General features: G+C 71.4%; 23 protein-coding genes and 1 tRNA gene. 12 read left to right on the top strand and 12 right to left on the bottom strand.

Annotated features, from left to right (window positions below; translation table 11 throughout):
* Window positions 1–164 precede the first annotated feature (164 nt).
* Window positions 165–632 (top strand): potassium channel family protein, encoded by a 468-nt coding sequence (locus AQJ84_RS04640; RefSeq protein WP_030044242.1) that lies wholly within the window; start codon window positions 165–167, stop codon window positions 630–632.
* 178 nt (window positions 633–810) lie between these two features.
* Window positions 811–2226 carry a cytochrome P450 gene (locus tag AQJ84_RS04645; RefSeq protein WP_053193382.1) on the top strand — a complete coding sequence of 472 codons (1416 nt, stop codon included), beginning with the start codon at window positions 811–813 and terminating at the stop codon, window positions 2224–2226.
* Window positions 2227–2233: 7 nt separating this feature from the next.
* On the opposite strand, the gene AQJ84_RS04650 is transcribed toward AQJ84_RS04645, so the two are convergent.
* The 4 genes from AQJ84_RS04650 to AQJ84_RS04665 form a co-directional block, all read right to left on the bottom strand.
* Window positions 2234–2938: a response regulator gene (locus AQJ84_RS04650; RefSeq protein WP_030044244.1), complete on the bottom strand. Its 705-nt coding sequence runs from the start codon at window positions 2936–2938 to the stop codon at window positions 2234–2236.
* Window positions 2939–3077: 139 nt separating this feature from the next.
* The gene (locus AQJ84_RS04655; protein ID WP_053193384.1) at window positions 3078–5090 is read right to left on the bottom strand and encodes an FtsX-like permease family protein; all 2013 of its coding nucleotides are present in this window, start codon (window positions 5088–5090) and stop codon (window positions 3078–3080) included.
* 22 nt (window positions 5091–5112) lie between these two features.
* Window positions 5113–5796 carry an ABC transporter ATP-binding protein gene (locus tag AQJ84_RS04660; protein ID WP_030044247.1) on the bottom strand — a complete coding sequence of 228 codons (684 nt, stop codon included), beginning with the start codon at window positions 5794–5796 and terminating at the stop codon, window positions 5113–5115.
* A 19-nt stretch (window positions 5797–5815) separates the two neighbouring features.
* A complete protein-coding gene (locus AQJ84_RS04665; protein ID WP_030044248.1) occupies window positions 5816–6184 on the bottom strand; it encodes a DUF4333 domain-containing protein in 369 nt (122 codons plus the stop codon).
* A 181-nt stretch (window positions 6185–6365) separates the two neighbouring features.
* On the opposite strand from AQJ84_RS04665, the gene AQJ84_RS04670 reads away from it, so the two are divergent.
* Window positions 6366–7514 (top strand): sensor histidine kinase, encoded by a 1149-nt coding sequence (locus AQJ84_RS04670; protein WP_030044249.1) that lies wholly within the window; start codon window positions 6366–6368, stop codon window positions 7512–7514.
* Here AQJ84_RS04670 and AQJ84_RS04675 read toward each other — a convergent pair whose 3' ends face one another.
* From AQJ84_RS04675 to AQJ84_RS04690, 4 genes are all read right to left on the bottom strand, one after another.
* Window positions 7515–8354 (bottom strand): SAM-dependent methyltransferase, encoded by an 840-nt coding sequence (locus AQJ84_RS04675; RefSeq protein WP_053193386.1) that lies wholly within the window; start codon window positions 8352–8354, stop codon window positions 7515–7517.
* Window positions 8355–8587: 233 nt separating this feature from the next.
* Window positions 8588–8917: a DUF3140 domain-containing protein gene (locus AQJ84_RS04680; protein ID WP_030044251.1), complete on the bottom strand. Its 330-nt coding sequence runs from the start codon at window positions 8915–8917 to the stop codon at window positions 8588–8590.
* A 37-nt stretch (window positions 8918–8954) separates the two neighbouring features.
* A complete protein-coding gene (locus AQJ84_RS04685; protein WP_030044252.1) occupies window positions 8955–9437 on the bottom strand; it encodes a Dps family protein in 483 nt (160 codons plus the stop codon).
* A complete protein-coding gene (locus AQJ84_RS04690; RefSeq protein WP_030044253.1) occupies window positions 9434–9691 on the bottom strand; it encodes a WhiB family transcriptional regulator in 258 nt (85 codons plus the stop codon). Before AQJ84_RS04690 ends, AQJ84_RS04685 begins: the two co-directional genes overlap by 4 nt.
* Window positions 9692–9877: 186 nt before the next feature.
* Here AQJ84_RS04690 and AQJ84_RS04695 point away from each other — a divergent pair, with 186 nt between their 5' ends.
* The 3 genes from AQJ84_RS04695 (at window position 9878) to AQJ84_RS04705 (ending at window position 12718) form a co-directional block, all read left to right on the top strand.
* Window positions 9878–11065, top strand: coding sequence for a thiolase family protein (locus tag AQJ84_RS04695; protein ID WP_030044254.1), 1188 nt, complete (start codon window positions 9878–9880; stop codon window positions 11063–11065).
* A 99-nt stretch (window positions 11066–11164) separates the two neighbouring features.
* The gene (locus AQJ84_RS04700) at window positions 11165–11938 is read left to right on the top strand and encodes a sulfite exporter TauE/SafE family protein (protein WP_030044255.1); all 774 of its coding nucleotides are present in this window, start codon (window positions 11165–11167) and stop codon (window positions 11936–11938) included.
* A 33-nt stretch (window positions 11939–11971) separates the two neighbouring features.
* A complete protein-coding gene (locus AQJ84_RS04705; protein WP_030044256.1) occupies window positions 11972–12718 on the top strand; it encodes a cobalt-precorrin-6A reductase in 747 nt (248 codons plus the stop codon).
* Here the strand turns inward: AQJ84_RS04705 and AQJ84_RS04710 are convergent.
* The 3 genes from AQJ84_RS04710 to AQJ84_RS04720 form a co-directional block, all read right to left on the bottom strand.
* Window positions 12705–13208: a hypothetical protein gene (locus tag AQJ84_RS04710; RefSeq protein ID WP_030044257.1), complete on the bottom strand. Its 504-nt coding sequence runs from the start codon at window positions 13206–13208 to the stop codon at window positions 12705–12707. The genes AQJ84_RS04705 and AQJ84_RS04710 overlap by 14 nt on opposite strands.
* Window positions 13209–13341: 133 nt before the next feature.
* Window positions 13342–14106, bottom strand: coding sequence for a precorrin-6A synthase (deacetylating) (cobF, locus tag AQJ84_RS04715; protein WP_030044258.1), 765 nt, complete (start codon window positions 14104–14106; stop codon window positions 13342–13344).
* 81 nt (window positions 14107–14187) lie between these two features.
* Window positions 14188–14703, bottom strand: a complete 516-nt coding sequence (locus tag AQJ84_RS04720) for a DUF309 domain-containing protein (RefSeq protein WP_053193388.1) — start codon at window positions 14701–14703, stop codon at window positions 14188–14190.
* A 119-nt stretch (window positions 14704–14822) separates the two neighbouring features.
* On the opposite strand from AQJ84_RS04720, the gene AQJ84_RS04725 reads away from it, so the two are divergent.
* A tRNA-Pro gene (locus AQJ84_RS04725) sits at window positions 14823–14896 on the top strand.
* Between the two features lie 241 nt (window positions 14897–15137).
* Here AQJ84_RS04725 and AQJ84_RS04730 read toward each other — a convergent pair.
* On the bottom strand, window positions 15138–16043 hold the full coding sequence (locus tag AQJ84_RS04730; RefSeq protein WP_225877424.1) for an aminoglycoside phosphotransferase family protein: 906 nt from the start codon (window positions 16041–16043) through the stop codon (window positions 15138–15140).
* Between the two features lie 329 nt (window positions 16044–16372).
* Here AQJ84_RS04730 and AQJ84_RS04735 point away from each other — a divergent pair, with 329 nt between their 5' ends.
* The 5 genes from AQJ84_RS04735 (at window position 16373) to AQJ84_RS04755 (ending at window position 22951) form a co-directional block, all read left to right on the top strand.
* Window positions 16373–17593: an ABC transporter substrate-binding protein gene (locus AQJ84_RS04735; protein ID WP_225877425.1), complete on the top strand. Its 1221-nt coding sequence runs from the start codon at window positions 16373–16375 to the stop codon at window positions 17591–17593.
* 70 nt (window positions 17594–17663) lie between these two features.
* A complete protein-coding gene (locus AQJ84_RS04740; protein ID WP_030044262.1) occupies window positions 17664–18623 on the top strand; it encodes a carbohydrate ABC transporter permease in 960 nt (319 codons plus the stop codon).
* Complete coding sequence (locus AQJ84_RS04745; protein ID WP_030044263.1) at window positions 18623–19456, top strand: carbohydrate ABC transporter permease; 834 nt, start codon at window positions 18623–18625, stop codon at window positions 19454–19456. Before AQJ84_RS04740 ends, AQJ84_RS04745 begins: the two co-directional genes overlap by 1 nt.
* A gap of 90 nt (window positions 19457–19546) precedes the next feature.
* Window positions 19547–20734: an ABC transporter ATP-binding protein gene (locus AQJ84_RS04750; protein WP_030044264.1), complete on the top strand. Its 1188-nt coding sequence runs from the start codon at window positions 19547–19549 to the stop codon at window positions 20732–20734.
* A 345-nt stretch (window positions 20735–21079) separates the two neighbouring features.
* On the top strand, window positions 21080–22951 hold the full coding sequence (locus tag AQJ84_RS04755) for an ABC transporter ATP-binding protein (RefSeq protein ID WP_079022772.1): 1872 nt from the start codon (window positions 21080–21082) through the stop codon (window positions 22949–22951).
* Window positions 22952–22975: the final 24 nt, after the last annotated feature.

Here is a 22975-nt window from a genome sequence, read left to right on the forward strand (position 1 = left end):
CCAGCGCACCACCGGCCCCCACGCCCCACCAGCGCACGGGCCTGTTCGGGTGAGAGGCGCGGGACCCGGGCCCGGTCGACTCGAACGCCCCGCCCGGCATGCCCCTGCGAGCCCTCGCCACGACACTGTCCGCATACGGCCCGGACCGACCCCAAGGAGCGAGCATGCTGCCCGGATTCCTCGCCAGGGCCGTCGAGACGCTGCTCGGCCGGGAGGGCCGCTCGCTCCACCTGAAGGCGGCGGGCTGGGCCACGCTCGTCCTCGTGGTGGTGATGCTGCTCGGCTCGTGGGCCGTGATCGCCGCCGAGGACGGCGCCGAGCGCGCCAACCTGACCTCGTACCCGAAGGCCCTGTGGTGGTCGATCGAGACGGCGACCACCGTCGGGTACGGCGACTTCTACCCCGTCACCCTGTGGGGCCGGATCATCGGCTCGGTGGTGATGGTCGTCGGCATCACCACGTACGGCATGGTCACCGCGGCCCTGGCCACCTGGTTCGTCTCACGGGAACAGAAGCGCCACCGTCACCTCGCCCACGAGGCCCACGAGTTGTGCGACGAGACCGCCCGGGCCCTGCACGAACGCTTCGACCGGCTGGAGCAGCTGGTGACGGGCAAGGGGGAGAGGGCGTGAACAGGGCGGGTGTGGACGGGTGTTGGCGGTCACGGGTCCGGGGCCGGCGCATCATTTTGATTACCGGTCAGTACCCCATGGTGTGACTCGGGTGACGCCTGAGGTACGGTCTCCTCGATCCGCAACCACTCACAGGCTGCAGACCGCTACGCGCGGTGTCGAAGGGGGCCGCAGCATCATGGACTTCCACCTGGTCGACGAAGAGGCGGGGGAGTCGACGCCGAGCGGCGAGCGGCTGGAGGCCCTGGCCCCCGAGCCGTTGCTGACCCGGGACTACGAGACCCGCCCCGGCCTCGTCTACGAGCGACTGCGACAGCGTCACGGCCCGGTCGCGCCGGTCGATCTGCTGGGCGTGCCCGCGTGGCTCGTGCTGGGCTACCGGGAGTCGCTCCAGGTGCTGCAGGACGACGCCGCCTGGCCCAAGGGCCTGGAGAACTGGCGGGCCAGGTCGGAGGGCCGGGTCCCCGCCGACTGGCCGCTCGGCCCCTCCCTCGAGGTCAACCACGTGCTGATCCAGGGCGGTCCGGGCTACCCCGCGCTGCGCGGTGCCTGGGACGCCGCCCTCAGGCCGTTCCAGGACCCGCGCAACCCCCAGGCCAAGCGGCTGAGGTCGGCCGTCACGGTCTACGCCGACGACCTGATCACCCTGCTCGGGCAGGGTGGCCGCACGGGACTGGCCGACCTGTCGGCGCAGTTCTCCCGCCCGCTGCCGCTGATGGCGGCGAGTCACCTGCTCGGCTTCCCCGGCTCCCAGGGCGACGACGCCCTGATGGACATGTGGCGGGTGCTGGACGCGGGCCCGGACGCCGAACCCGCCCTGGAGCGGCTGCTGCGGACGCTCTCGGAGCTGGCCGCCGCCAAGGTCGCGCAACCCGGGGACGACTTCCCCTCCCACCTGCTGGCCGCCCACCCCGACCTCTCGGTCGACGAGCTGGCCCGGGAGCTGTTCATGCTGCTCGGCATGACCTCCGACCACGTCGGCATCCTCATCTCCAACACCGTGGTCGAGGTGCTCTCGGGGGAGCGGGACGGCGGAGTGCGCAGCGCCCTGTCCGCGGGAATGGTCCGGGAGACCATGAACCGGGTGGTCATGCGCAAGCCGCCCCTGGTCAACTTCGTGCCGAGGTTCGCGGTCGAGGACACCCGGCTCGGGAACTACACCATCCACGCCGGCGACCCGGTGTGGGTCTCCTCCGCGGCCGCGCACGCCGACCCGCTCTTCGCCGGTCAGATGGCACCGGGTTCCTCCACCATCAGCAGCCGGGCGCACCTGTCGTGGGGCGCGGGCCGTCGGCAGTGCCCCGCGAGGGAACTGGCGTCGACGATCGCGTCCGCCGGGGTGAGCCGCCTCTTCGAGAGGTTCGGACACCTGGAGCTCGCCCTCCCGGTCGACCAACTCCCCTGGCGTTCCTCGCCGTTCATGCGCGGACTGCGGTCGCTGCCGGTGCGCTACGAGCTGGCGGGGGAGGCGCTGCCTGCGGTGCGGGTGCCCGCGGAGGCCGCTGCCCTGGCCGCCGACGTGCCGGACCAGGCCGCCAAACGGCGGTCGTCGCTGTGGCGTTACCTGACGGGACTCATCCGCTCGGGCGGCTGAGCGCCGGTCAGGAGCCGGGCCGTACCTGCCCGTTCTGCCAGGCCCAGGCCGCGATCTCCACACGGTTGCGGGCGGCCAGCTTCAGCTGGACGCTGGACAGGTGTGTCTTGACCGTGGAGAGCGAGACGTACAGCTCGGCGGCGATCTCGGCGTTGGTGCGCCCCAGGGCGACGCGGCGGACCACGTCGAGTTCCCGTTCGGTGAGGGGCTCGACGGGCGGCCGCGGGCGGGCCGGGGCGACGGGCTGCGGGTCCTGCGTCACGTGCTTGAGCAGACGGACGGTGACCGAGGGGGAGACCAGGGAGTCGCCCGCCGCGGCCGCGCGGACCGCCTCCGCCAGCAGGGTCGGCCCGGAGTCCTTGAGGAGGAACCCGCACGCGCCGCCGCGCAGCGCCCCGTAGACGTACTCGTCGAGGTCGAACGTGGTCACCACGACCACCCGCATCGGATCGGCGACCTGGGGCCCCGCCAGCATCCGGGTGGCCTCCAGCCCGTCCAGCTTCGGCATCCGGATGTCCAGCAGGCACACGTCCGGCCGCACCTCGCGGGCCAGCGCCACCGCCTCCTCGCCGTCCGAGGCCACCGCGACCACCGTGATGTCGGGCTGCGCGTCCAGAAAGAAGCGGAATCCGGTACGGACCATCTCCTGGTCGTCGGCGATGAGGACGCGGATGGGGGCGCCGGTCCGGCCGGCCGGGGTCGGGCTCGTCATGGCTCGATCATGCCTCAGGGGGACGGGACGACGGCCCGCCCTCTCACGGCGGGCCGTCGTCCGGTGGAGTGGAGCCGTGGTGCGGCGTGGACGCGGCGGGTTCTCGGCCGGAGGGAATCCGGTGGCGGGAGCGCGGTGGTCAGTCCGCGGTCTGGGCCGGGTCGGCTGTGACCCTCCGCAGCAGCGGTCTGCTGGCGCCGATCGCCGCGAACATCGCCAGCGCCCCGACGAGCACGCACACGACCAGTTCGACCGCGCCCGCGGTGTTGATCGTCGCGCCGGCCACCTTGTTGAGCTGGTAGGACCCGTAGACGCCCATCGCGGTGGTGCCGCCGGCCAGCACCACCAGGGGCAGGACGGTCTCACGGACGCGGGCCCGGTTCAGCACCCGCAGCGGCGTGCCGGCCAGCCGCAGCAGGCCGTAGACGCGCCGCCGGTCGAGGACGTTCGCCGCCGCGGTCAGGCCGGCCGAGGCGGTCGCCACGACGAAGCTCAGCGCCAGCGTCGCGGTGCTGACCTGGGCGATGCGGTCGGTGACCGTGCTGTCGATCGCGGACGCGTAGTCCTGGGTGTAGGGCGGGTGGCCCGTCCCCGTGGAGGTGAGGGCGGTGACGGCGGTGTCCGTCTGCTCCGGGCCCCCGGAGACCCGGGCGACCACGCCCGGACTGCCGCCCAGCAGACTGTCCCAGTCGTCCTCGCGCGCCACGGTGACGGTCGCGGTGACGCCCGCCCGGTCCAGCAGGGCACGGGCCTCACCGACCGTGTCGCGGGCCGTTGCGGCGCTCGAGGTGATCACGGCGACCTGGTCGTCGTACTGAGAGCCGGCGGAGCCCAGCATGCTCACGGAGAAGAACCCGGCCGCGAACCCTGCCAGCACCAGACCGCTGACGGTACGCCAGGCCCCGCGCGGGTCGTCGCTGAGGCGGCGCGCGGCCAGCAGGGTCGCCGGGCGACGGGCGAAGCGGCCCACGATCCGGCCGAGCCGGTCCACGACCCACGGCCCGAACAGCCAGAACGCGCCGTAGAACAGGATCAGCAGGGTGAGTAGCTGCCGGTGGCCGAGCTGGCCGCCGCTGCCCGTGGACAGCCAGATGTAGGCCAGGGCCCCGACGAACAGCACGAGGCGGATCATGCGGGTGCGTCGCGGGTTCGCCTCCTGGGCGACCCCCAGGGGAGAGGTCGCCACCTGCCGCAGCATGGAGACCGCGCTGACGGTGATGAGCGCGGTGACCGCCGCCACGACCGCCGCCAGCCACGGCAGCCCCACCCACAACTGGCCGGTGTACCAGCCGCCGACGCCGTACGGCACCTCGGCGAGGGCGGGCAGCAGCGCCACGTAGGCGAGCGCGCCCGTCAGGGCCCCGGCGCCGCCGACACAGGCCGACTCCACGGCGCTCATCGCGATGATCTGGCGCGGGGTGGCTCCCGCCAGCCTGAGCGCGGCGAGCCGCTGCTCGCGCCGGGCCGCCCCGAGCCGTCCGGCCGCCGAGGCCAGCACCACCACCGGCATGGCCAGCAGCACCACGCCCAGCAGTGCGAGGGTCTGGTCCGAGTCGGTGAACATGCTCGACTTGCCGCCGGCGAACCCGGACACCACGGCCCGCGCCGCCTGACCGTCGTCGAACCAGCTGGCGCCCTCCGCGGCCGCCTCCGACATCGCGGGGTCGCCCGCCGCCCGGCCCACGACGGCGACCAGTTCGTCCGGGGAGGCGAGGCCGGCGGCGCCGATCGTGCCGTAGGACCTCACGGTCGGGAAGCGGTCGGCCAGTTGGCTCGCGGGCAGCTCGTGCAGCAGCCGCGCCAGGGCGGGGGAGACGTACACCTCGCCCTTCTTCGGGAAGGTGCTCAGGCCGGGCGGCGCCGGGGTCGCCGCACGGCCGGGCAGCTGGGCCAGCGAGACGACGGTGAGGGGGTCGTGGCGGACGTAGGTGGTGGCGAGTGCCTGCACGGCGGTGCCGTGCCTGTCGGCGTCGGGGGTGCGCCAGGCGGTGTGCTCGGCGCGGGTGCCGGAACCGAGGCAGGCGGCGATCATCACCAGCAGGACGAAGGCGCCGACCGCGGCGGCCCCGGCCGCCAGCGACTGGCTCTGCAGGCCGCGACGGCCGGAGGACCGGGCGAGATGCCAGGTCAGGGGCAGGACGGGGGAACGCATCGGCATCTCCGCTGAGAAGAGGTCAGGCGACCGTGTACTGGGTGTGGTTGCTGATCCGGCCGTCCCGGACCTGGAGGACGCGGTCGCAGTGGGCCGCGACGTCGGCGTCGTGGGTGACCATGACCAGGGCGGCGCCCTGCTCACGGGTGACCGAGGTCAGCAGCCGGATGACCTCGGTGCTGGTGGTCTGGTCCAGGGCACCGGTCGGCTCGTCGGCGAAGACCACGTCGGGTTCGACGGCCAGCGCGCGGGCGATCGCCACCCGCTGGGCCTGGCCGCCGGACAGCTGCCCGGGCCGCCGGCGTTCCAGGCCGTCGAGGCCGAGCGGCGCGAACCAGCGGCGGGCCCGCTCGACGGCCTGCCCGCGGGGCATGCCCTCCAGCATCAGTGGCAGGGCCACGTTCTCCTCGGCGGGCAGCTCCGGCAGCAGCTGACCGAACTGGAACACGAAGCCGAAGCGCTTGCGGCGCAGCGCGCTGAGCCGGTTCTCGCCCAGCTTGTCGATGCGCTCCCCGCGCAGCAGCACCTGGCCACCGTCGGGGCGGACGATCCCGGCGAGGGTGTGCAGCAGGGTGGACTTGCCGGATCCCGACGGACCCATGATCGCGAGCGAGTCCCGCTCGCCGACCTCGACGTCCACGCCGGACAGGGCGGTGGTGGAGCCGTACTTCTTCACGAGGCCGTGCCCGGCCAGAACGGTGTTCATGATGTGGCGTGGCCCTTTTCTAGCGCTCGAACTTCCAGGTGACGGAGTCGCTCGTGGCCTTGACCACGGTGACCGGTATGTCGACGGACGTGCCGTCGCCCTTCTTGCCGGTGCAGGTGACGGTGGCCCCGGCGACGGCCTTGAGACCGGTGGGGCAGGCGACGCCGTACACCTTGTCCCCGACCCAGGGCAGCGGGTGGTACTTGCTCTCCGTACGGCCCGCGACGATGTTGCTCGACAGAGCCTTGTGGCCGCCGACGGTCGTGACGGTGTGGCTGTCGAGCCCGGTGGTGGACTCGGTGCCGGACAGCAGATGGGTGCCGAGGCCGAAGACCACCGCGACGGTGGCCGCACCGCCGACGGCACCGACGAGGAACTTGCGCTGCATGACGTGCTCCTGAGGGCTTGACGGCAGAGAGCCGGGGAGGCGGCTCCGCCTGGGGAGGAAGTGGCTCCACCCTCGCCCGTGCGCCCGGGCGCCCGCCTCGGCCATAAGGTCGGCGTTCGCGCGGCCCGCCTCGACCGTTCGGCCGATCCCGCCCCCGTCCCCCTTCCCTACGGTGAGCGGCATGAAGTCCCTCTCACTCCGGGGGCCGGCCCGGGTCGCCGGTGTCGGCGTCCTCCTCTCGGCGGCCGCTGTCGATCTCGCCTCCTCGGCCGGCCGGAGCACCGGTGTCCGGCCGGTGGCGGTCGTGCTGCTCGTGGGCGGCGCCGCGGTGCTGTGGCCCGCCGTGCGACGCCCCGGCCGGCTCACCCCCCAGGTGCGCTGCGCGGTGCCCGCCGTGGTCTCCGGCCTCTACACGCTGGCCTCGCTGCGCGGCACCGACGCCCTGTTCGGCCTGGGTGAGCTGCTGTGCCTGCTGTGCCTGCTGTGGATCGCGGTACGGCGCTGCCCGCGCCGCTGGGCCGTGGTGTGCGGTGTCCTGGACGGCGGTGCGGTCGTGGCCATGCCCGTGCGTGCCCTGCGCGACAGGCCGGACAATCTGCTGGGCTACATGCTCATCGGGCTGGTCCTCGTCGGCCTCACCGCCGGGTTCGCGGCCTCCGCGCGCTCCATGGAGTACCGCCGGACCGTGGCCGTCAGCGAGACCCGCCGCCTGGAACGCCTCGACATCGCCGCCGACCTGCACGACTTCGTCGCCCACCACGTCACCGGGATCCTCGTCCAGACCCGGATGGCCCGCATGACGGCCGACTCCCGGCAGGACGAACTCGATCCCGTCCTCGCCGGCATGGAGCGCGCCGCGACCGAGGCGCTGGCCTCGATGCGCCGCACGGTCGGCGTGCTGCGCGACACCGGCACCGAACCGGCCGACCAACGCCCGGTCGGCGACCTGGCCGGCATCGCCGGCCTCGTCGACCGCTTCGCGAGCCCGCCGCAGAAGGTCACCCTGCTCCGCGACCCGACGGTCCACGACGACCTCCCGCCCGAGGTCCAGGCGGCGGCCTTCCGCGTCGTCCAGGAGGCGCTGACCAACGTACGACGCCACGCGGGCGACGCGACCCAGGTCACCGTCCGGCTGCGCCTCGACCCGGGTCGCCTGGAGGTGGCCGTGACGGACGACGGCCGTGGCGGCGGCCGGCTCCCGGACGCGGCACACGGCGGAGGCTTCGGCCTCGTCGGCCTCAAGGAGCGGGTGACGGCCCTGGGCGGCGCGCTGCACGCGGGGCCGCGCGGCGGCCACGGCTGGGAGGTGCGAGCGGACTTCTCCGCCTGACTACGGCTTGCGGCCGACCCCGCCGTACAGCGAGACGGGCCCTGGCCCGTCCGGCGCGTCGCCCCCCGCGTCGGGTTCCGGATGCCAGTCGGCCACCGACACGACTCCCGGGTCGAGGACCTCAAGTCCCTTGAAGAAGCGGCCCATCTCGGCCTGTGACCGGGCCACCAGCGTCACCCCGCCCGCCGCGTACGCGGCGATGCCCCGCTGTACGTTCTCCGGTTCGAAGTCCGCGGTCATCGCCGACACCACCAGGCAGCTGCCCGGCGCGAGGGCCTCGACCAGGGTGTCCACCAGCTCGTGCGCGCCGTCCTCGTCGGCGACGAAGTGCAGCAGGGCGATCAGCGACAGGGCGACGGGCCGGTCGAAGTCGAGTATCCGGCGGGCCTGTTCGAGGATGGCCGCCGGTTCGCGGGCGTCCGCCTGGAGGTACTCCGTCACGCCCTCGGGGGTGCCGCGGAGCAGGGCCTCCGCGTGGGCCAGGACGATCGGGTCGTTGTCGACGTAGACGACCCGGGCGTCCGGCGCGAAGGACTGGGCGATCTGGTGGAGGTTGGGCTCGGTGGGTATGCCGGTGCCGATGTCGAGGAACTGGCGGATTCCCGCCTCCCGGGCGAGCCGGCGCGTGGCCCGCTGCATGAAGCGGCGGTTGGCGCGCGCCGCGCGAGGGGCTCCGGCGTCGATCGACATGATCTGCTTGCCGAGGGCCTCGTCGACCGGGTAGTTGTCCTTGCCGCCGAGGAACCAGTCGTAGACCCGGGCGGGATGGGGTCTGGTGGTGTCGATCCGGGTGACGCCGGGTCCGGTCGGGTGGGTCCGGTGGACGGCCGGCTCGGTCACGCGGTGCTCCTCTGCTCGAATGCGCCTGCACGGTGTTCGACAGGATGTGCGAGCAGTCTGGCACGATCATGGGGCGGGACGGAGGCGGTCTTCGGCCACCTGTCCGAGCGGCTGTCGGCCACCTGCGCGAGCGGCTGTCGGCCGCCGGTCCGGCGGTCCGCCGCCGACAGCCGACGGTCCGCCGCCGCGTCAACGCGGCGGCGGACAGGGTTGGTTCGGGGTGCGCGGCGAGCTCAGGGCTTGAGCGGGTCGTGGCCCACCGTCATCAGGCGGTGCCGGCGCGTCTCTTCGGCCTCGGGTGCGTCGGCCGCGTCCGTCTCCTCGGTGACGGTGTCGACCACCTCGTACATGACGCTGATGTCGTCGTCGGTGAGGTCCGTACGCCGCTTCTGCAGGATCGCCAGGACATGCTCGCCGGTGGGCGCGCCCGCGTGCTCCGGCAGGGGCTCCGCGTTCTCGGTGGCCTCGCTGACCCGCAACCACGCGGCCAGTTCCTGGGAGGTCATGTTCACCACGCGGTGGAACTCCTGCCAGAGCGCGTCGAGTTCGAGGGCGTCGGTCATCAAGTGCCTCTTCGTGCGCAGGGGTTCGGGCGTCGGGTCAGTCTTCCCTGGGCCAGTTCTCGGCGTCGAACATCCAGCGCTGCTTCTCCAGCTCGGCGGTGATCGAGATCAGCAGGTCCTGGGTGACCGGATCGGCGGACTCGGTCGCCTCGATGCGCTCACGCAGCCGTGCGATGGCGGCCTCCAGGGACTCGACCATCAGCCCGACGACCTCCGAGTCACGCACCCAGCCCTCCTTCGGGCCGGGCAGGGTGAAGGCCGACGCGACCGTCTCCGGGCGGCCGTCGGGCGGCAGGCCCAGCGCCGAGGAGCGTTCCGCGACGGTGTCCGCGAAGTCGCGCGCGGCCGTGACCACCTCGTCGAGCTGGAGGTGGATCGAACGGAAGCGTGGGCCCACGACGTTCCAGTGCGCCTGCTTCCCGATCAGGGAGAGCCCGAGGAGGTCAACCAGCGTGCTCTGCAGTGCGTCCCCGGTGACCTGACGGGCGGCTTCGGGAATCGTGCTCTTCACGACAGTCATATGGTGCGTCTCCTTGCAGCCTCGTCTTTCGTGGTGCGGAGCAGTGCGTCGCGCTCCTCCTCGCAGGTGCCGCCCCACACGCCCGAGGCCCGCCCGCTGTCCAACGCGTACGTCAGACACGGGCCGGCCACCGGACAGCGGGCGCAGACGCGTTTGGCGGCCGCGATCTCCCGCAGTGCCGGTCCGGTCGTGCCGACGGGAAAGAACAGCTCAGGGTCCTCGCCCACGCAGGCCGCACTGCGCAACCACTCCATGGCTGCGCGGGTGCCCCGGGCGCACCGCCGCAAACACCGCGGTCGTACCCGCCCGCCTCGCCCACCGGGGCTCTTCCCGCGAGGAATCGTCCCGACTACAGTGAGGGAAAAGAGAAACTAGCAGCGCTAATTAACCGGTCGGTGATCGTGCCCCGATGCCGAGCGACGTCGGTCAGGAGTCCTTTCGTGCGTCCCGTCCATTTCGCGGCCGCCCGCCGCACCCCCATCGGCAGACTGCGCGGCGCCCTGTCCGCCGTACGTCCCGACGACCTCGCCGCCGCCGTGATCCGCGCACTCGTCGCCGACCTCCCCGCGCTCGACCCGGCGCGCATCGACGACGTCTACTGGGGTGCCGCCAACCAGGCCGGCGAGGACAACCGCAACGTCGCCCGCATGGCCGCACTGCTCGCCGGCCTGCCCGAGACCGTGCCGGGCGCCACGGTCAACCGGCTGTGCGCCTCCGGCCTCGAAGCCGTCACCACCGCGGCCCGCGCCATCGCCGCAGGCGAGGCCGACATCGTCCTCGCGGGCGGCTCCGAGTCGATGAGCCGCGCCCCCTTCGTGCTGCCCCGCCCCGACGAGGCCCTGCCGCACCGGATCGAGACCGTCGACACCCGACTCGGCTGGCGCCTGGTCAACCCGGCGATGAAGGAGCTGCACGGCCTGCTCGCCATGGGCGAGACCGCCGAGGAGGTCGCCCGACGGTACGACGTGACCCGTGAGCGCCAGGACGCCTTCGCCCTGCGCAGCCACCGCCTGGCCGCGGACGCCCGCAAGAACGGCCACTTCGACGACGAGATCCTGCCGGTGGAACGCCCCGACGGTGTCATCGTCGACAGCGACGAGTGCATCCGAGAGGACACCTCACCGGAGAAGCTGGCCCGGTTGAAGCCCGTCTTCCGCGAGGGCGGCACCGTGACCGCGGGCAACGCCTCGCCGATGAACGACGGCGCCGCCGGACTGCTCCTGGTCAGCGAGGAGGCCCTGAACGAACTCGGGCTGGAGTCACTGGGCCGCTACGTCGCCGGCGCCTCGGCCGGTGTCCACCCCGACGTGATGGGCATCGGCCCGGTCCCGGCCACCCGCAAGGCGCTGGCCCGCGCCGACTGGACCGTCGCCGACCTGCGGGAAGCCGAGTTCAACGAGGCGTTCGCCGCGCAGGCCCTCGCCTGCGTCGACCAGCTCGGCATCGACCCGGACCTGGTCAACCCGAGCGGCGGCGCGATCGCCCTCGGTCACCCCCTGGGCTGCTCGGGCGCCCGGATCCTGACGACGCTGCTGCACCGGATGCGCCGGACGGGCACGGGGCGGGGGCTGGCGACGATGTGCGTGGGAGTGGGGCAGGGGAGCGCGGTGCTGGTGGAGCGCCATTAGGCGGACACCACCCCCGAGGGCTTGACCGACGCCACCCCGGGTCACCTGGCGAGACGCTCCTTACGGGCCAGGTTCCTTGCACATAGCATCGGTCTTCGCATGAACACCATGACCCTCTGGCACATCACCGGCTGGGAGTTCGCCGCCCTCGCCTTCGCCGCCCTGCTCGTCGGCTTCTCGAAGACGGCCGTGAGCGGGGCCAACACCGTCAGCCTGGCGATCTTCGCCGCGGTGCTGCCCGCCCGTGCCTCGACCGGTGTGCTGCTGCCGATCCTCATCGCCGGTGACGTGCTCGCCGTGCTGACCTACCGGCGCCACGCCCACTGGCCCACGCTGTGGCGACTGTTCCCGGCGGTCGCGGTGGGCGTCGTCGCCGGCACGCTGTTCTTGACGTGGGCGGGCGACGGGACCGTACGGACGTCGATCGGGGCGATCCTGCTGCTGATGGCCGGAGTGACGGTGTGGCGGCGCCGCACGGCCGACACGCAGGAGGAACCGGACTCGGTCAGTACCGGCGCCGGGCGCGTCAAGGCCCGTTCGTACGGCGTCCTCGGCGGTTTCACCACCATGGTCGCCAACGCGGGCGGTCCCGTGATGTCGATGTACCTGCTCTCCGCGGGCTTCCGCAAGCTCGGTTTCCTCGGCACCTCCGCCTTCTTCTTCCTGATCGTCAACGTGTCCAAGGTGCCTTTCAGCGTCGGCCTCGGCCTGATCGACGGCCGCTCACTGCTCCTCGACGCGGCCCTCGTGGCCTTCGTCGTGCCCGGCGCGTTCATCGGCAAATGGGCTGTGAACCGGATCAACCAGCGGTTGTTCGAACAACTGGTGATCGCGGCGACGATCGTGGGCGGCCTCCAGCTTCTGCTGCGCTAGCCGCGACAGAAGCGCACCTCGTAGGCTCGCGCCATGCCTTCGCACGTCCTCATCCTCGGCGGCACCGCCGAGGCCCGGGAGCTGGCCGCGGTACTCGCGGCGCGCCGTGGTCTGCGTGTCACCACCTCGCTCGCCGGACGCGTGGCGCGGCCGGGGGCGATCGCCGGGGAGGTCCGGATCGGAGGCTTCGGCGGGGCGGAGGGGATGGCCGGCTGGCTGCGCGAGCAGCGGGTGGACGCGCTTGTCGACGCGACGCATCCCTTCGCCGCCGGGATCACCACGAACGCGGCGGCGGCCGCGGCGGCGACCGGGGTTCCCGCGGTGGTGCTGCACCGCCCGGCCTGGGAACCCGGCCCCGAGGACCGCTGGCACACCGTCCCGTCGCTGAGCACCGCGGCGGACCTGCTGCCGCGGCTCGGCCGACGCGTGTTCCTGACCACCGGACGGCTGGGCCTCGCCGCCTTCGCCCATCTCACGGACCTGCACTTCGTCGTACGCTCCGTGGAACTGCCCGAGCCGCCGATGCCGCCGCACACCGAAGTCCTCCTGGCCCGCGGCCCGTTCACCGTCGCCGACGAGTCCGCCCTGCTGTACGACCACTGCGTCGACGTACTGGTGACCAAGGACAGCGGGGGCGAGGCGACAGCCGCCAAGCTGACGGCCGCCCGGGAACTGGCGCTGCCCGTCGTCATCGTGGGACGCCCGCCCCTGCCGGACGGCGTGAAAGCGGTACCGGACGTGGCGGCGGTTCTGACCTGGCTCGGCCTCAGCCTGCGCTGACCACGCAGGCGCGCATCCGGTCGACGGCCCGCAGCACCTCCTCGCGGTTCTTGGCGCTCTTGACCCAGGCGGGCAGCCGGGCGACGTAGGTCATCCGCGGACCGGTGCCGTACCAGGGGGCGCGCTCACGCAGCGGCGCGGCGACGAACTTCCCCAGCAGATCCAACTGCCGGAGGTTGTACGCCGACAGCACGCCGTGCCGGGTCTCGACCTGAAGCCACAGCGGAAGACGGAAGTAGGGATCGTGGTCCGGTGCCCGGGAGCCACCGGAGAGGGCGGCCCACCCGCCCTGCCAGGTCCGGGACAGCCCACAGGTACGACAGACGAGACGGCGGGGCGTGAACAGCCGGGTGTGCGGCGGTGCTTCGGCTGTCGGCTGCGCCTGAACCCGGGCGATCCGCGCACAGCGCGGGCAGCGCACCAGTATCACGTCGATGAAGTCGTACTCGGTGCTGAGCGGATCACGGAAGCGGGCCGGTGGCGGAGACATGACCGTGAGTATGGCGACCGCCCACCCACCCGGCACCCGCTTTTCAGCGGCCGGCCGCGGCTTCCCGGAGGCCGGCGGACACGGTCGGGCGGCGGTGCTCAACGCGGGCTGCCTCGGCTTCGGGGCGGCGGACCTACGGGTTACGGCGCAGCAGGTACGTGTCCATGATCCAGCCGTTGCGTTCACGGGCCTGCGCACGCAGCCGCTCGATACGGGGCGCGGCCTCCGCGATCGGCCCGGACACGAGGATCTCGTCCGGCGTGCCCAGGTAGGCACCCCAGTAGATGTCGATGTCCTCGTCGGCGTACGTCCGGAAGGCCTGCTGGGCGTCGAGCATCACGACGACGTCGTCCACGCCCTCGGGGAAGCCCTCGGCGAGCCGTCGGCCGGTGGTGATCTGGACGGGCCGGCCGACCCGGTTCAGGCCGGTGCGGTGCCGGGCGGCCAGCGCCGAGACACTGCTGATGCCGGGCACGACGTCGTACTCGAAGCGCACCGAACCCCCGTCGAGGATCTCGTCCAGGATCCCGATCGTGCTGTCGTACAGCGCCGGATCCCCCCACACCAGGAACGCCCCGCGCCCGTTCTCGCCCAGCTCCTCGGCGATCAGCCGCGCGTAGATCCCGGCGCGGGCGCCACGCCAGTCACCGACGGCGGGGGAGTACGCGTCGCCGCCGGCGGCCCGGTCGCGCTCCGGGTCACGTGCCTCGACGACGCGGTACGTGCCCTGTGGCACATGCGCGTCGAGCAGGTCCCGGCGCAGCCGTACGAGGTCCGACTTGGCCTCGCCCTTGTCCAGGACGAAGAACACGTCCGTGCTCCGCAGCGCCCTGACCGCCTGCAGGGTCAGCTGGTCGGGGTCGCCCGCGCCGATACCGATGACATGGATGTTCCGCACGCCCCCGAGTCTGCCGCACGGCACTGACCACGTGTTCTCCGCGCCCGCGCGGCGCCCTCGCTCCCGCGCCGGGGAGGTGTCTCAGTCCCGGAGCCGTGGCGCCCGTTCCCGCGCGTCGATCGTCGCCTCGCCCCGCTCCACGTACTCGGCCAGCCGCCGCGCCCAGCCCACGACCCCCGCCAGGTCCATCCCGTACGGCCGTTCCCGCCCCGCCGACGACGCCCACTCCTCGACGGCCCCGGCCCCACGCCGCAGCAGCCGGGCGCCGCCCGTGACGTTGCCCCGCGCCGCGTGGGTGAGGCCCACGGCGAGCTGGGCCAGGCCGCGCCACAGGCCGCGCTCCTCCTCGGGGCCCGACTTCCAGGCGTCCTCGAACACCTCGTGCGCGTGGAACGGCTTCCCCGCGTCCAGCAGTTCCTGAGCCTCGGCCACGCTCTCGTCCGGCGTGCGGACGACCCCCTCGGGCTGCCGCCGCACGCCTTCCGCGCCGTACGGCAGGGGCCGCCCGAGCCCGTCCCGAGGCCGCGCGTTGCGCGCCCGCCCCTCGTCGTCCCGGTCCCGTGCGTCGGCCTGTCGTCCTGAGGATGCACTGCCCATACGACGATTGTGCCGCCCCCCACCCCCGGCCCACCCTGCCCCGCCCGCCTTCGGCAGGTCCTCTCCCGTGGGGTAAGGTGCTTCTCGCGTGATCACGCGGGGCACCGCGGGAAACGCATCGGGACGTGGCGCAGCTTGGTAGCGCACTTGACTGGGGGTCAAGGGGTCGCAGGTTCAAATCCTGTCGTCCCGACTTTGCGAAGTCGCAGGTCAGGGGCCGTTTCAGATAAGATCTGAAACGGCCCCTTGATCATTCGTGCTGGTCCTTCCCTGCATGCTGCCCGGATGCTGAGGAGCCAACGGGTGAGGACAAGGTGCCGGTCCCACGCGCCGACAGTTCGCCGACCATCGAGGTCCGCCACGGTGCGCGACGGATCGCGACCTTGCCTGCCGATCGTCCCGTCGATGTCCTTGCGGCGATGGTCGGGAGCAGGTCACGCGAGTGATTCGTCCGCCAGGACACGTTCCAAGGATCGGCGACCCATCCGACTCATGCCCGGGTTGCTGTCGACGTAGTACCAGACCAACCCCATCGCTTGAGCGAAAGCCCATGCCTTGCCTCGCTCCCATTCGAGGTCGTCGCTACCCAGGTGATCGCGGAGCACCTGCCGCGGCCCGGCCTCGAGCAGATGCCACGCGCTCACGAGATCCAGCGAAGGGTCAGCCGGCCCGAAGCCGCCAACGTCGACAACCCCCGTAAGCCGGCCGGCGGACACGAGCACATTGCCGGGAATCAGATCGCGATGGGCCATGACGTCCTCGGCCCCACCTCGCGGCAGATCACGCAGAGCTGCCCAGACACGGCGCAGCCGAGGGACATCCAGGAGTCGCTCACTCTGTCTGAAACAGGTCTCCATCCACGCGTCCTGGGATTGCAGGTCGCCACCTCGGCCTGTGCCGGCGAACCTGCGGCCACGCGTGTCGATCGCGCGTAGGCCGCCGATGAGATCGGCCAAGTCACGGGCGAACGCAGACGATTCGCCAGGGTCCTCGTCGTCGGCCACGACGCCGGGCAGCCACGTCTGCACCGACCACGGAAGCGGGTAGCCCGCCCCGGGTTCACCCAGCGCGACTGGCTCGGGAGTGGGGAAGCGAGTGCGGCCCATCAGTTCGCGAGCCGCTTCCGCCTCGGACTCCAGCCCACGCCGCGTCGACTCGACGTCTGCGGACTCGAGAGGGAACCGAGCTGCCAACCGATCGCCAATGCGGAAGACGGCGTTGACCGTGCCCTGCGCAGCGATGCTCCTGACCGGCAGGCTCCGCCACTCAGGAAACTGCTGATCTACCAACGTGCGCACCATCTCCGGTGACACCGTCAGCTGGTTGGCGTGCATCTTCACAGGGGAAGCATTCGCGTCCCGAGCACCAGCGGCAACCCATTTTCGTCGCGCAGCCCCGGTGGCGACATCACCGTCACGTCGGAGAACGCGGCGCCCACGTTGCGGTCCCGAAACGGGCAACTGGGTGATTTGGGGGATATGTGCTTGATCACGCCTTATGTGACCTCTAGTGTTCGCCGGAGGGAAACGCTGCAAGGTCCGATTCCCATGCCACCGTCCGGAAGCGAGGTGTGGAGCGCGTGCACGCGAGGTGCGGCTGCCGGCCGGTTTCAGGTCAGAGGGGACGTCCCGGAGGGGCGCGATGGCTGCGGGCCATCGCCGTACTGCCGTTGCTGGCGTCGGTGCTCGCCGCCTGCGGCGACGAGGAGGGCTCCGGTACGCCCACCCTCAACTGGTACAACTTCCCGGACGACTCCGGAGCGCTCCAGAAGGCGGCCGACCGGTGCAGCCAGGCGTCGGGCGGCCGCTACAGGATCAGCTACAACAAGCTCCCGCGTGCCGCGGACGGCCAGCGCCAGCAACTCGTCCGCAGACTCGCCGCCGAAGACGACTCGCTCGACATCCTGGGCCTGGACGTCACCTGGGCGGCGGAGTTCGCCGAGGCACGGTGGATCCGGGAATGGACGGGGGCGGCGAGGCGGCAGGCCGTCGACGGCACCCTGCGCGTACCACTGCAGACCTCGACCTGGAAGCGCAAGCTGTACGCCGTCCCGTACAACACCAACACCCAACTGCTGTGGTACCGCAAGGACCTGGTGCCCACCCCGCCCAGGACCTGGGCCGAGATGCTGGACATGGCCGGCAACCTCGCCCGGCAGGGCAAACCGCACTTCGTGGAGATCCAGGGCGCCCAGTACGAGGGCCTGACCGTCTGGTTCAACACGCTGATCAACAGCGCGGGCGGCTCCATCCTCAACGCGCGCGCGACCGAGCCCTCCCTCGGCCCTCCCGCCGTGCGGGCCGCCGGCATCATGCGTGCTCTGGCGAAGTCCCCGGCCGCGGACCCCTCCCTGCCCAACCAGATGGAGGACCAGAACCGGCTCGCCATGGAGTCGGGGACGGCGGCGTTCGAGCTCAACTACCCGTTCGTCTATCCGTCGATGAAGGCGAACAACCCCCAGCTGTTCAAGAACTTCCGCTGGGCGCCGTACCCCAGGGTCGACGCGAAGCGCCCGGCACGGCCCACCATCGGCGGCATCGACCTGGCGGTGAGCGCCTACTCGCGCCATCCCGACCTGGCCTTCGAGGCGGCGCTGTGCCTGCGCAACCGGGAGAACCAGCTCACCGCCGCGCTCGAGGGCGGTCTGCCGCCCACCCTGCGCGCCCTGTACGACGAGCCCGCGTTCATGAAGGAATACCCCTTCTCCCGCGAAGTGCTGGCCGCCCTGGAGTCGGCGAGCGTACGCCCGATCACTCCGGTCTACCAGAACGTGTCGATCGCGGTCTCCCACACACTGTCTCCGCCGTCCGGGATCAAACCGGAGAGCTCGGTCGACACCATCGGGGAACAGATCGACGATGCCCTGCGATCCGAGGGTGTGATCCCGTGAACCACCACCTCCCGCACCACCACGTCGCCCCGCGCCGCAGCGCGCGGGCCTCGTCCCCGGGCGGCCCGAGATGAGCACGCGGGCGCGACCCGCCGGCCCCCCACCGCCCCCCGGGGCGGAGACGGAGCAGGCGGAGCCTGACCGGGCGGCACTCTCGGCGGGCGCCAGGCAGGAGCGGCGGCTCGGCTGGATGCTCTGCGCACCCGCCGTCGTCGTCATGATCGCCGTGACCGCCTACCCCATCGGGTACGCCGTCTATCTATCCCTCCAGCGATACGACCTGCGCTTTCCCGGACGGGCGGAGTTCGTGGGCCTGAGCAACTACGGGGCGGTGCTCTCCTCCCCGTTCTGGTGGGACGCCTTCTGGGTCACGCTGTTCATCACCGTGGTGTCCGTGGCGATCGAACTGGTCCTCGGGATGGGGCTCGCCCTGGTGATGCACCGCACGATCTTCTGGCGCGGAGTCGTCCGCACGTCGGTCCTCGTGCCGTACGGGATCGTCACCGTGGTCGCCGCCTTCTCCTGGCAGTACGCCTGGACCCCGGAGCTCGGATACCTCGCCGAGTTGCTGCCCAGCGGGGAGGCTCCGCTGACCGAGCAGTGGCCGGCCCTCTGGCTCATCATCCTCGCCGAGGTGTGGAAGACGACGCCGTTCATGGCCCTGCTGCTGCTCGCGGGCCTCGCGCTGGTCCCCGAGGAGACCCTGAAGGCGGCCATGGTGGACGGTGCCACCGCCTGGCAGCGCTTCACCAAGATCATGCTGCCGCTGATGAAGCCGGCCATCCTGGTGGCACTGCTCTTCCGCACACTGGACGCTTTCCGGATCTTCGACAACATCTACATCCTGACCGCGGGCGCCCAGGGGACCGGCTCTCTGTCGATCCTCGGGTACGACAACCTGTTCACCGCGCTGAACCTGGGCATCGGGTCGGCGATCTCGGTCCTGATCTTCATCTGCGTCGGGATCATCGCCTTCACCTTCGTCAAACTGTTCGGCACCGCGGCACCCGGCGCGGAGGTGAAGCGCTGATGGCCGAGGTGGGAAAGACACATGCCGCCCGATGGGGTGTGCTGAACGTGGTGGTGGTGCTGTACGCCCTGTTCCCGGTGTGGTGGATCGCCGCGCTGTCGTTCAAGGACCCCAGCACCCTGACGGACGGCAACTACATCCCCACGGACTGGACCTGGGAGAACTACCGGGGAATCTTCGAGACCGCCGAGTTCACCCGAGCGCTGATCAACTCGATCGGTATCGCCCTGATCGCCACGGTGATCGCGGTGGCACTGGGCACCATGGCCGCCTACGCGGTGGCCCGGCTGCGGTTCCCCGGCAAGCGGGTACTGATCGGCATGTCACTGCTGATCGCCATGTTCCCGCCGATCTCCCTGGTGTCACCGCTGTTCAACATCGAGCGGATCATCGGGATCTTCGACACCTGGATCGGGCTGATCATCCCGTACATGACCTTCTCGCTGCCGCTGGCGATCTACACCCTGTCGGCGTTCTTCCGGGAGATCCCCTGGGATCTGGAGAAGGCCGCCAAGGTCGACGGGGCGACACCCGCGCAGGCCTTTCGGCTGGTCATCGCGCCGCTGGCCGCGCCGGGCGTGTTCACCACGGCCATTCTCGTGTTCATCTTCTGCTGGAACGACTTCCTGTTCGCGATCTCGCTGACGTCCACCGAGTCCGCGCGCACCGTGCCTGCCGCGATCGCGTTCTTCACCGGCAGTTCCCAGTTCCAGCAGCCCACCGGGTCGATCGCCGCCGCCGCTGTGGTGATCACCATCCCGATCATCGTTTTCGTCCTGCTCTTCCAACGGCGGATCGTCGCCGGACTGACCTCCGGGGCAGTCAAGGGGTGAACGGGCCGAGCGCGGCAGGCAGGCCACCGGTCCGGGACACCGACCGCGGTACCCGGACCCGGAAGGCATGAAGGCAAGGAGGCACCATCCATGGCCGAGATCATCCTCGAGGGAGTCACCAAGCGCTTTCCCGACGGGGCCCTCGCCGTGAAGGACGTGGACCTCGAGATCGCCGACGGCGAGTTCGTGATCCTGGTCGGCCCGTCGGGATGCGGCAAGTCGACCACCCTGAACATGATCGCCGGACTCGAGGACATCACCGAGGGCACGCTGCGCATCGGAGACCAAGTCGTCAACGACCTGGCTCCCAAGGAACGCGACGTCGCCATGGTGTTCCAGAGCTACGCCCTGTATCCGCACATGAACGTCCGGGAGAACATGGGCTTCCCGCTGCGCCTGGCCAAGGTGGACAAGGACACCATCGACGCCAAGGTCACGCACGCCGCCCGGATCCTCGACCTCACCGAGCACCTGGACCGCAAGCCCGCCAACCTCTCGGGCGGTCAGCGCCAGCGGGTGGCCATGGGACGGGCGATCGTCCGTGATCCCAAGGCGTTCCTGATGGACGAGCCACTGTCCAACCTGGACGCCAAACTCCGGGTACAGATGCGCACCCAGATCTCCCGGCTGCAGCGGAGCCTCGGCACGACCACCGTGTACGTCACCCACGACCAGACCGAGGCGATGACGCTGGGCGACCGCGTCGTGGTCATGAGGCAGGGCCTGGTCCAGCAGATCGGCACCCCCGCCGAGCTCTACGACCTGCCGCGCAACATCTTCGTCGCGGGCTTCATCGGCTCCCCGGCGATGAACTTCGTGAACGCCACCCTGGAGGAGGGCGCCCTGCGCTCGTCCCTGGGCGACCTGACCCTCGACGACCGGACGAGGCAGGCGCTGGAACGCCAGAACGCCCCCCGCGAGGTCATCGTCGGGTTGCGACCGGAGGCATTCCACGACGTGGCCCTGTCACATGACCGGGACCGGACGGGCCCGGTCTTCACCGCCACCGTGGAGGTGCTCGAGTCGCTGGGCTCCGACGCGTATGTCTACTTCGCCGCGGAGGGCGGGCCGGCGACGACCGCCGAACTGGAGGAACTCGCCAAGGACTCGGGCCTGCGCGACACCGGCACCGACCCCCATCACATCGTGGCCCGTCTGGACGCCGCCACGCGTGCCCGCGAGGGCGAACCGGTAGAACTGCGGGTCGACATGGCCAAGGCCCACGTGTTCGACCCGGCGACCGGAGCGAACCTCACGCATCCGGTGAGCACGGGCTGACGATGCGCCAGACGGGGCACGATCCGCGTCCACGTACCCGGCGACTCAAGAGGCGGCCGGAGTAGGGCGCTCTGCCGTACGAAGGGTCTTCGCAGGCTAAAGCCTGTGAGGGCCCTTTTCGCACGGGCCGAAAATGCCTGGACGTCGCGTACGCCGTCGCGGGACACTCCCTTCCCGGTCCGCTCGTATTCGCACAGTGACGACGTCGGCACTCTTCGTGTCCTTGCCTGTCGGAGGACTCCCGAGCGGCGCCCTCACGCCCACCGAAGCCACGCGCGGACACCACCCACGGCACCGCACGCCAGAAGCACCTGGCCGGCTGCCGTACGACACCACGGGATGGGGATGGAATCGCCTGCAACGCGCGAGGCCCCGCCGGGCAAGGGCCCGGTGCTCCTCGCGCTTCGCTTTTACGGACGGGAACTGGCCCGGCTCCGACGGCTGACGGTGCCCGGGATGCTGCTGCCCGCGCTGGGCAACATCGGCCTCTACTACATCGCGCCGCTGGTCGTCGCGAAGCTCGTCGGCCGCATCGCCGACGACGCCACCGCCACGGTCGGCTCGGCGCTGCCGTACGTCCTCGGCTTCGCCGGCGTCCTGCTGCTCGCGGAGGCGCTGTGGCGCGCCGGCCTGCACTGTCTCAACCGGCTCGACGCCCTCGGCATCGAGCACCTGTACGTGATCGGCATGGACGAGCTGTTCGCCAAGGACGCCGCCTTCTTCCACGACAACTTCGCCGGGTCACTGACCAAGCGGGTCCTGAGCTTCGCCTCCCGCTTCGAACAGTTCGTCGACACGCTGACGTTCAACGTCGTGGCCAACTTCGTGCCGCTGCTGTTCGGGGCTGTGGTGCTGTGGCGCTACGAACCGCTGCTCGTCGTCGGGCTGTTGGTGATGATCGCCCTCACCGCGCTGTGCGTGGCACCCCTCATCCGGCGCCGCCAGGTGCTCGTCGCGCAGCGCGAGGCCGCGATCGCCCGGGTCTCGGGTCACGTCGCCGACAGCCTGATGAACATGGACACGGTCCGGGCGTTCGCCGCCGAGGAACGCGAGGCCGCGGAACACCGCACCCGCGTGGCGGAGTCGCGGCGACTGTCCCTGCGGTCCTGGGACTACGGCAACCTGCGCATCGACACTCTGGTCGCGCCCTTGTCCGTGCTGACCAACGTGCTGGGGCTGCTGCTCGCGGTCACGCTGGGCGGGGGCGGGCACGGGGTGGAGGCGGTCGTGGTCGCCTTCACGTACTACACCAACGCGACGCGGATCATGTTCGAGTTCAACCAGATCTACCGCCGGCTGGAGGGCGCGATGACGGAGGCCGCGCAGTTCACCGAACTGCTGCTGTCCCCGCCGACCGTGCTCGACCCGCTCTCGCCGGAGCCGCTGCCGCCCGGGGCCGCCGACGTCCGCTTCGACAAGGTGAGGTTCGCGCACGCGGGGGCGGAGACGACGCTCTTCGAGGGACTCGACCTGACCGTGCCCAGCGGGACGAAGATCGGTCTCGTCGGCCGGTCCGGCGGCGGCAAGACCACACTCTCCCGGCTGCTGTTGCGGATGACGGACATCGACGCCGGCCGGATCCTGATCGGTGGTCAGGACATCAGCAGGCTGCGCCAGGCCGACCTGCGCGGCCTGATCGCGTATGTGCCGCAGGACCCGGCCATGTTCCACCGCACACTGCGGGACAACATCGCGTTCGCCCGGCCGGGCGCCACCGACGCCGAGATCCGCCGTGCCGCCGAGGCCGCGCACGTCACCGAGTTCGCCGACGCGCTGCCGCACGGCTTCGAGACCATGGTGGGCGAGCGTGGCATCAAGCTGTCCGGCGGACAGCGCCAACGGGTCGCCCTCGCCAGGGCGATCCTGCGGGACGCGCCGATCCTGCTGCTCGACGAGGCGACCAGCGCGCTGGACTCGGAGAGCGAGCTCCTCGTCCAGGAGGCGCTGTGGCGGCTCATGGAGGGGCGCACGGCGCTCGTGGTGGCACACCGGCTGAGCACGGTCGCCGGCATGGACCAGCTCGTCGTCCTCGATCGCGGGCAGATCGTCGAGCAGGGCACGCACCAGGAACTGCTCGCGGCACAAGGCGCCTACGCGAAGCTGTGGCAGCACCAGTCGGGCGGCTTCCTCGACGACACCCCAGCCCAGGCCGACCTCGACGACACCCCCGCCCAGGCCGACCTGGACGGCAGGTCCGCTCGGGCCGACCTGCTGTGAACCCGAGCCCCGGGGGCCGGCCAA

Source organism: Streptomyces resistomycificus, assembly GCF_001514265.1.
GTDB classification, from domain to species: Bacteria; Actinomycetota; Actinomycetes; order Streptomycetales; family Streptomycetaceae; genus Streptomyces; species Streptomyces resistomycificus.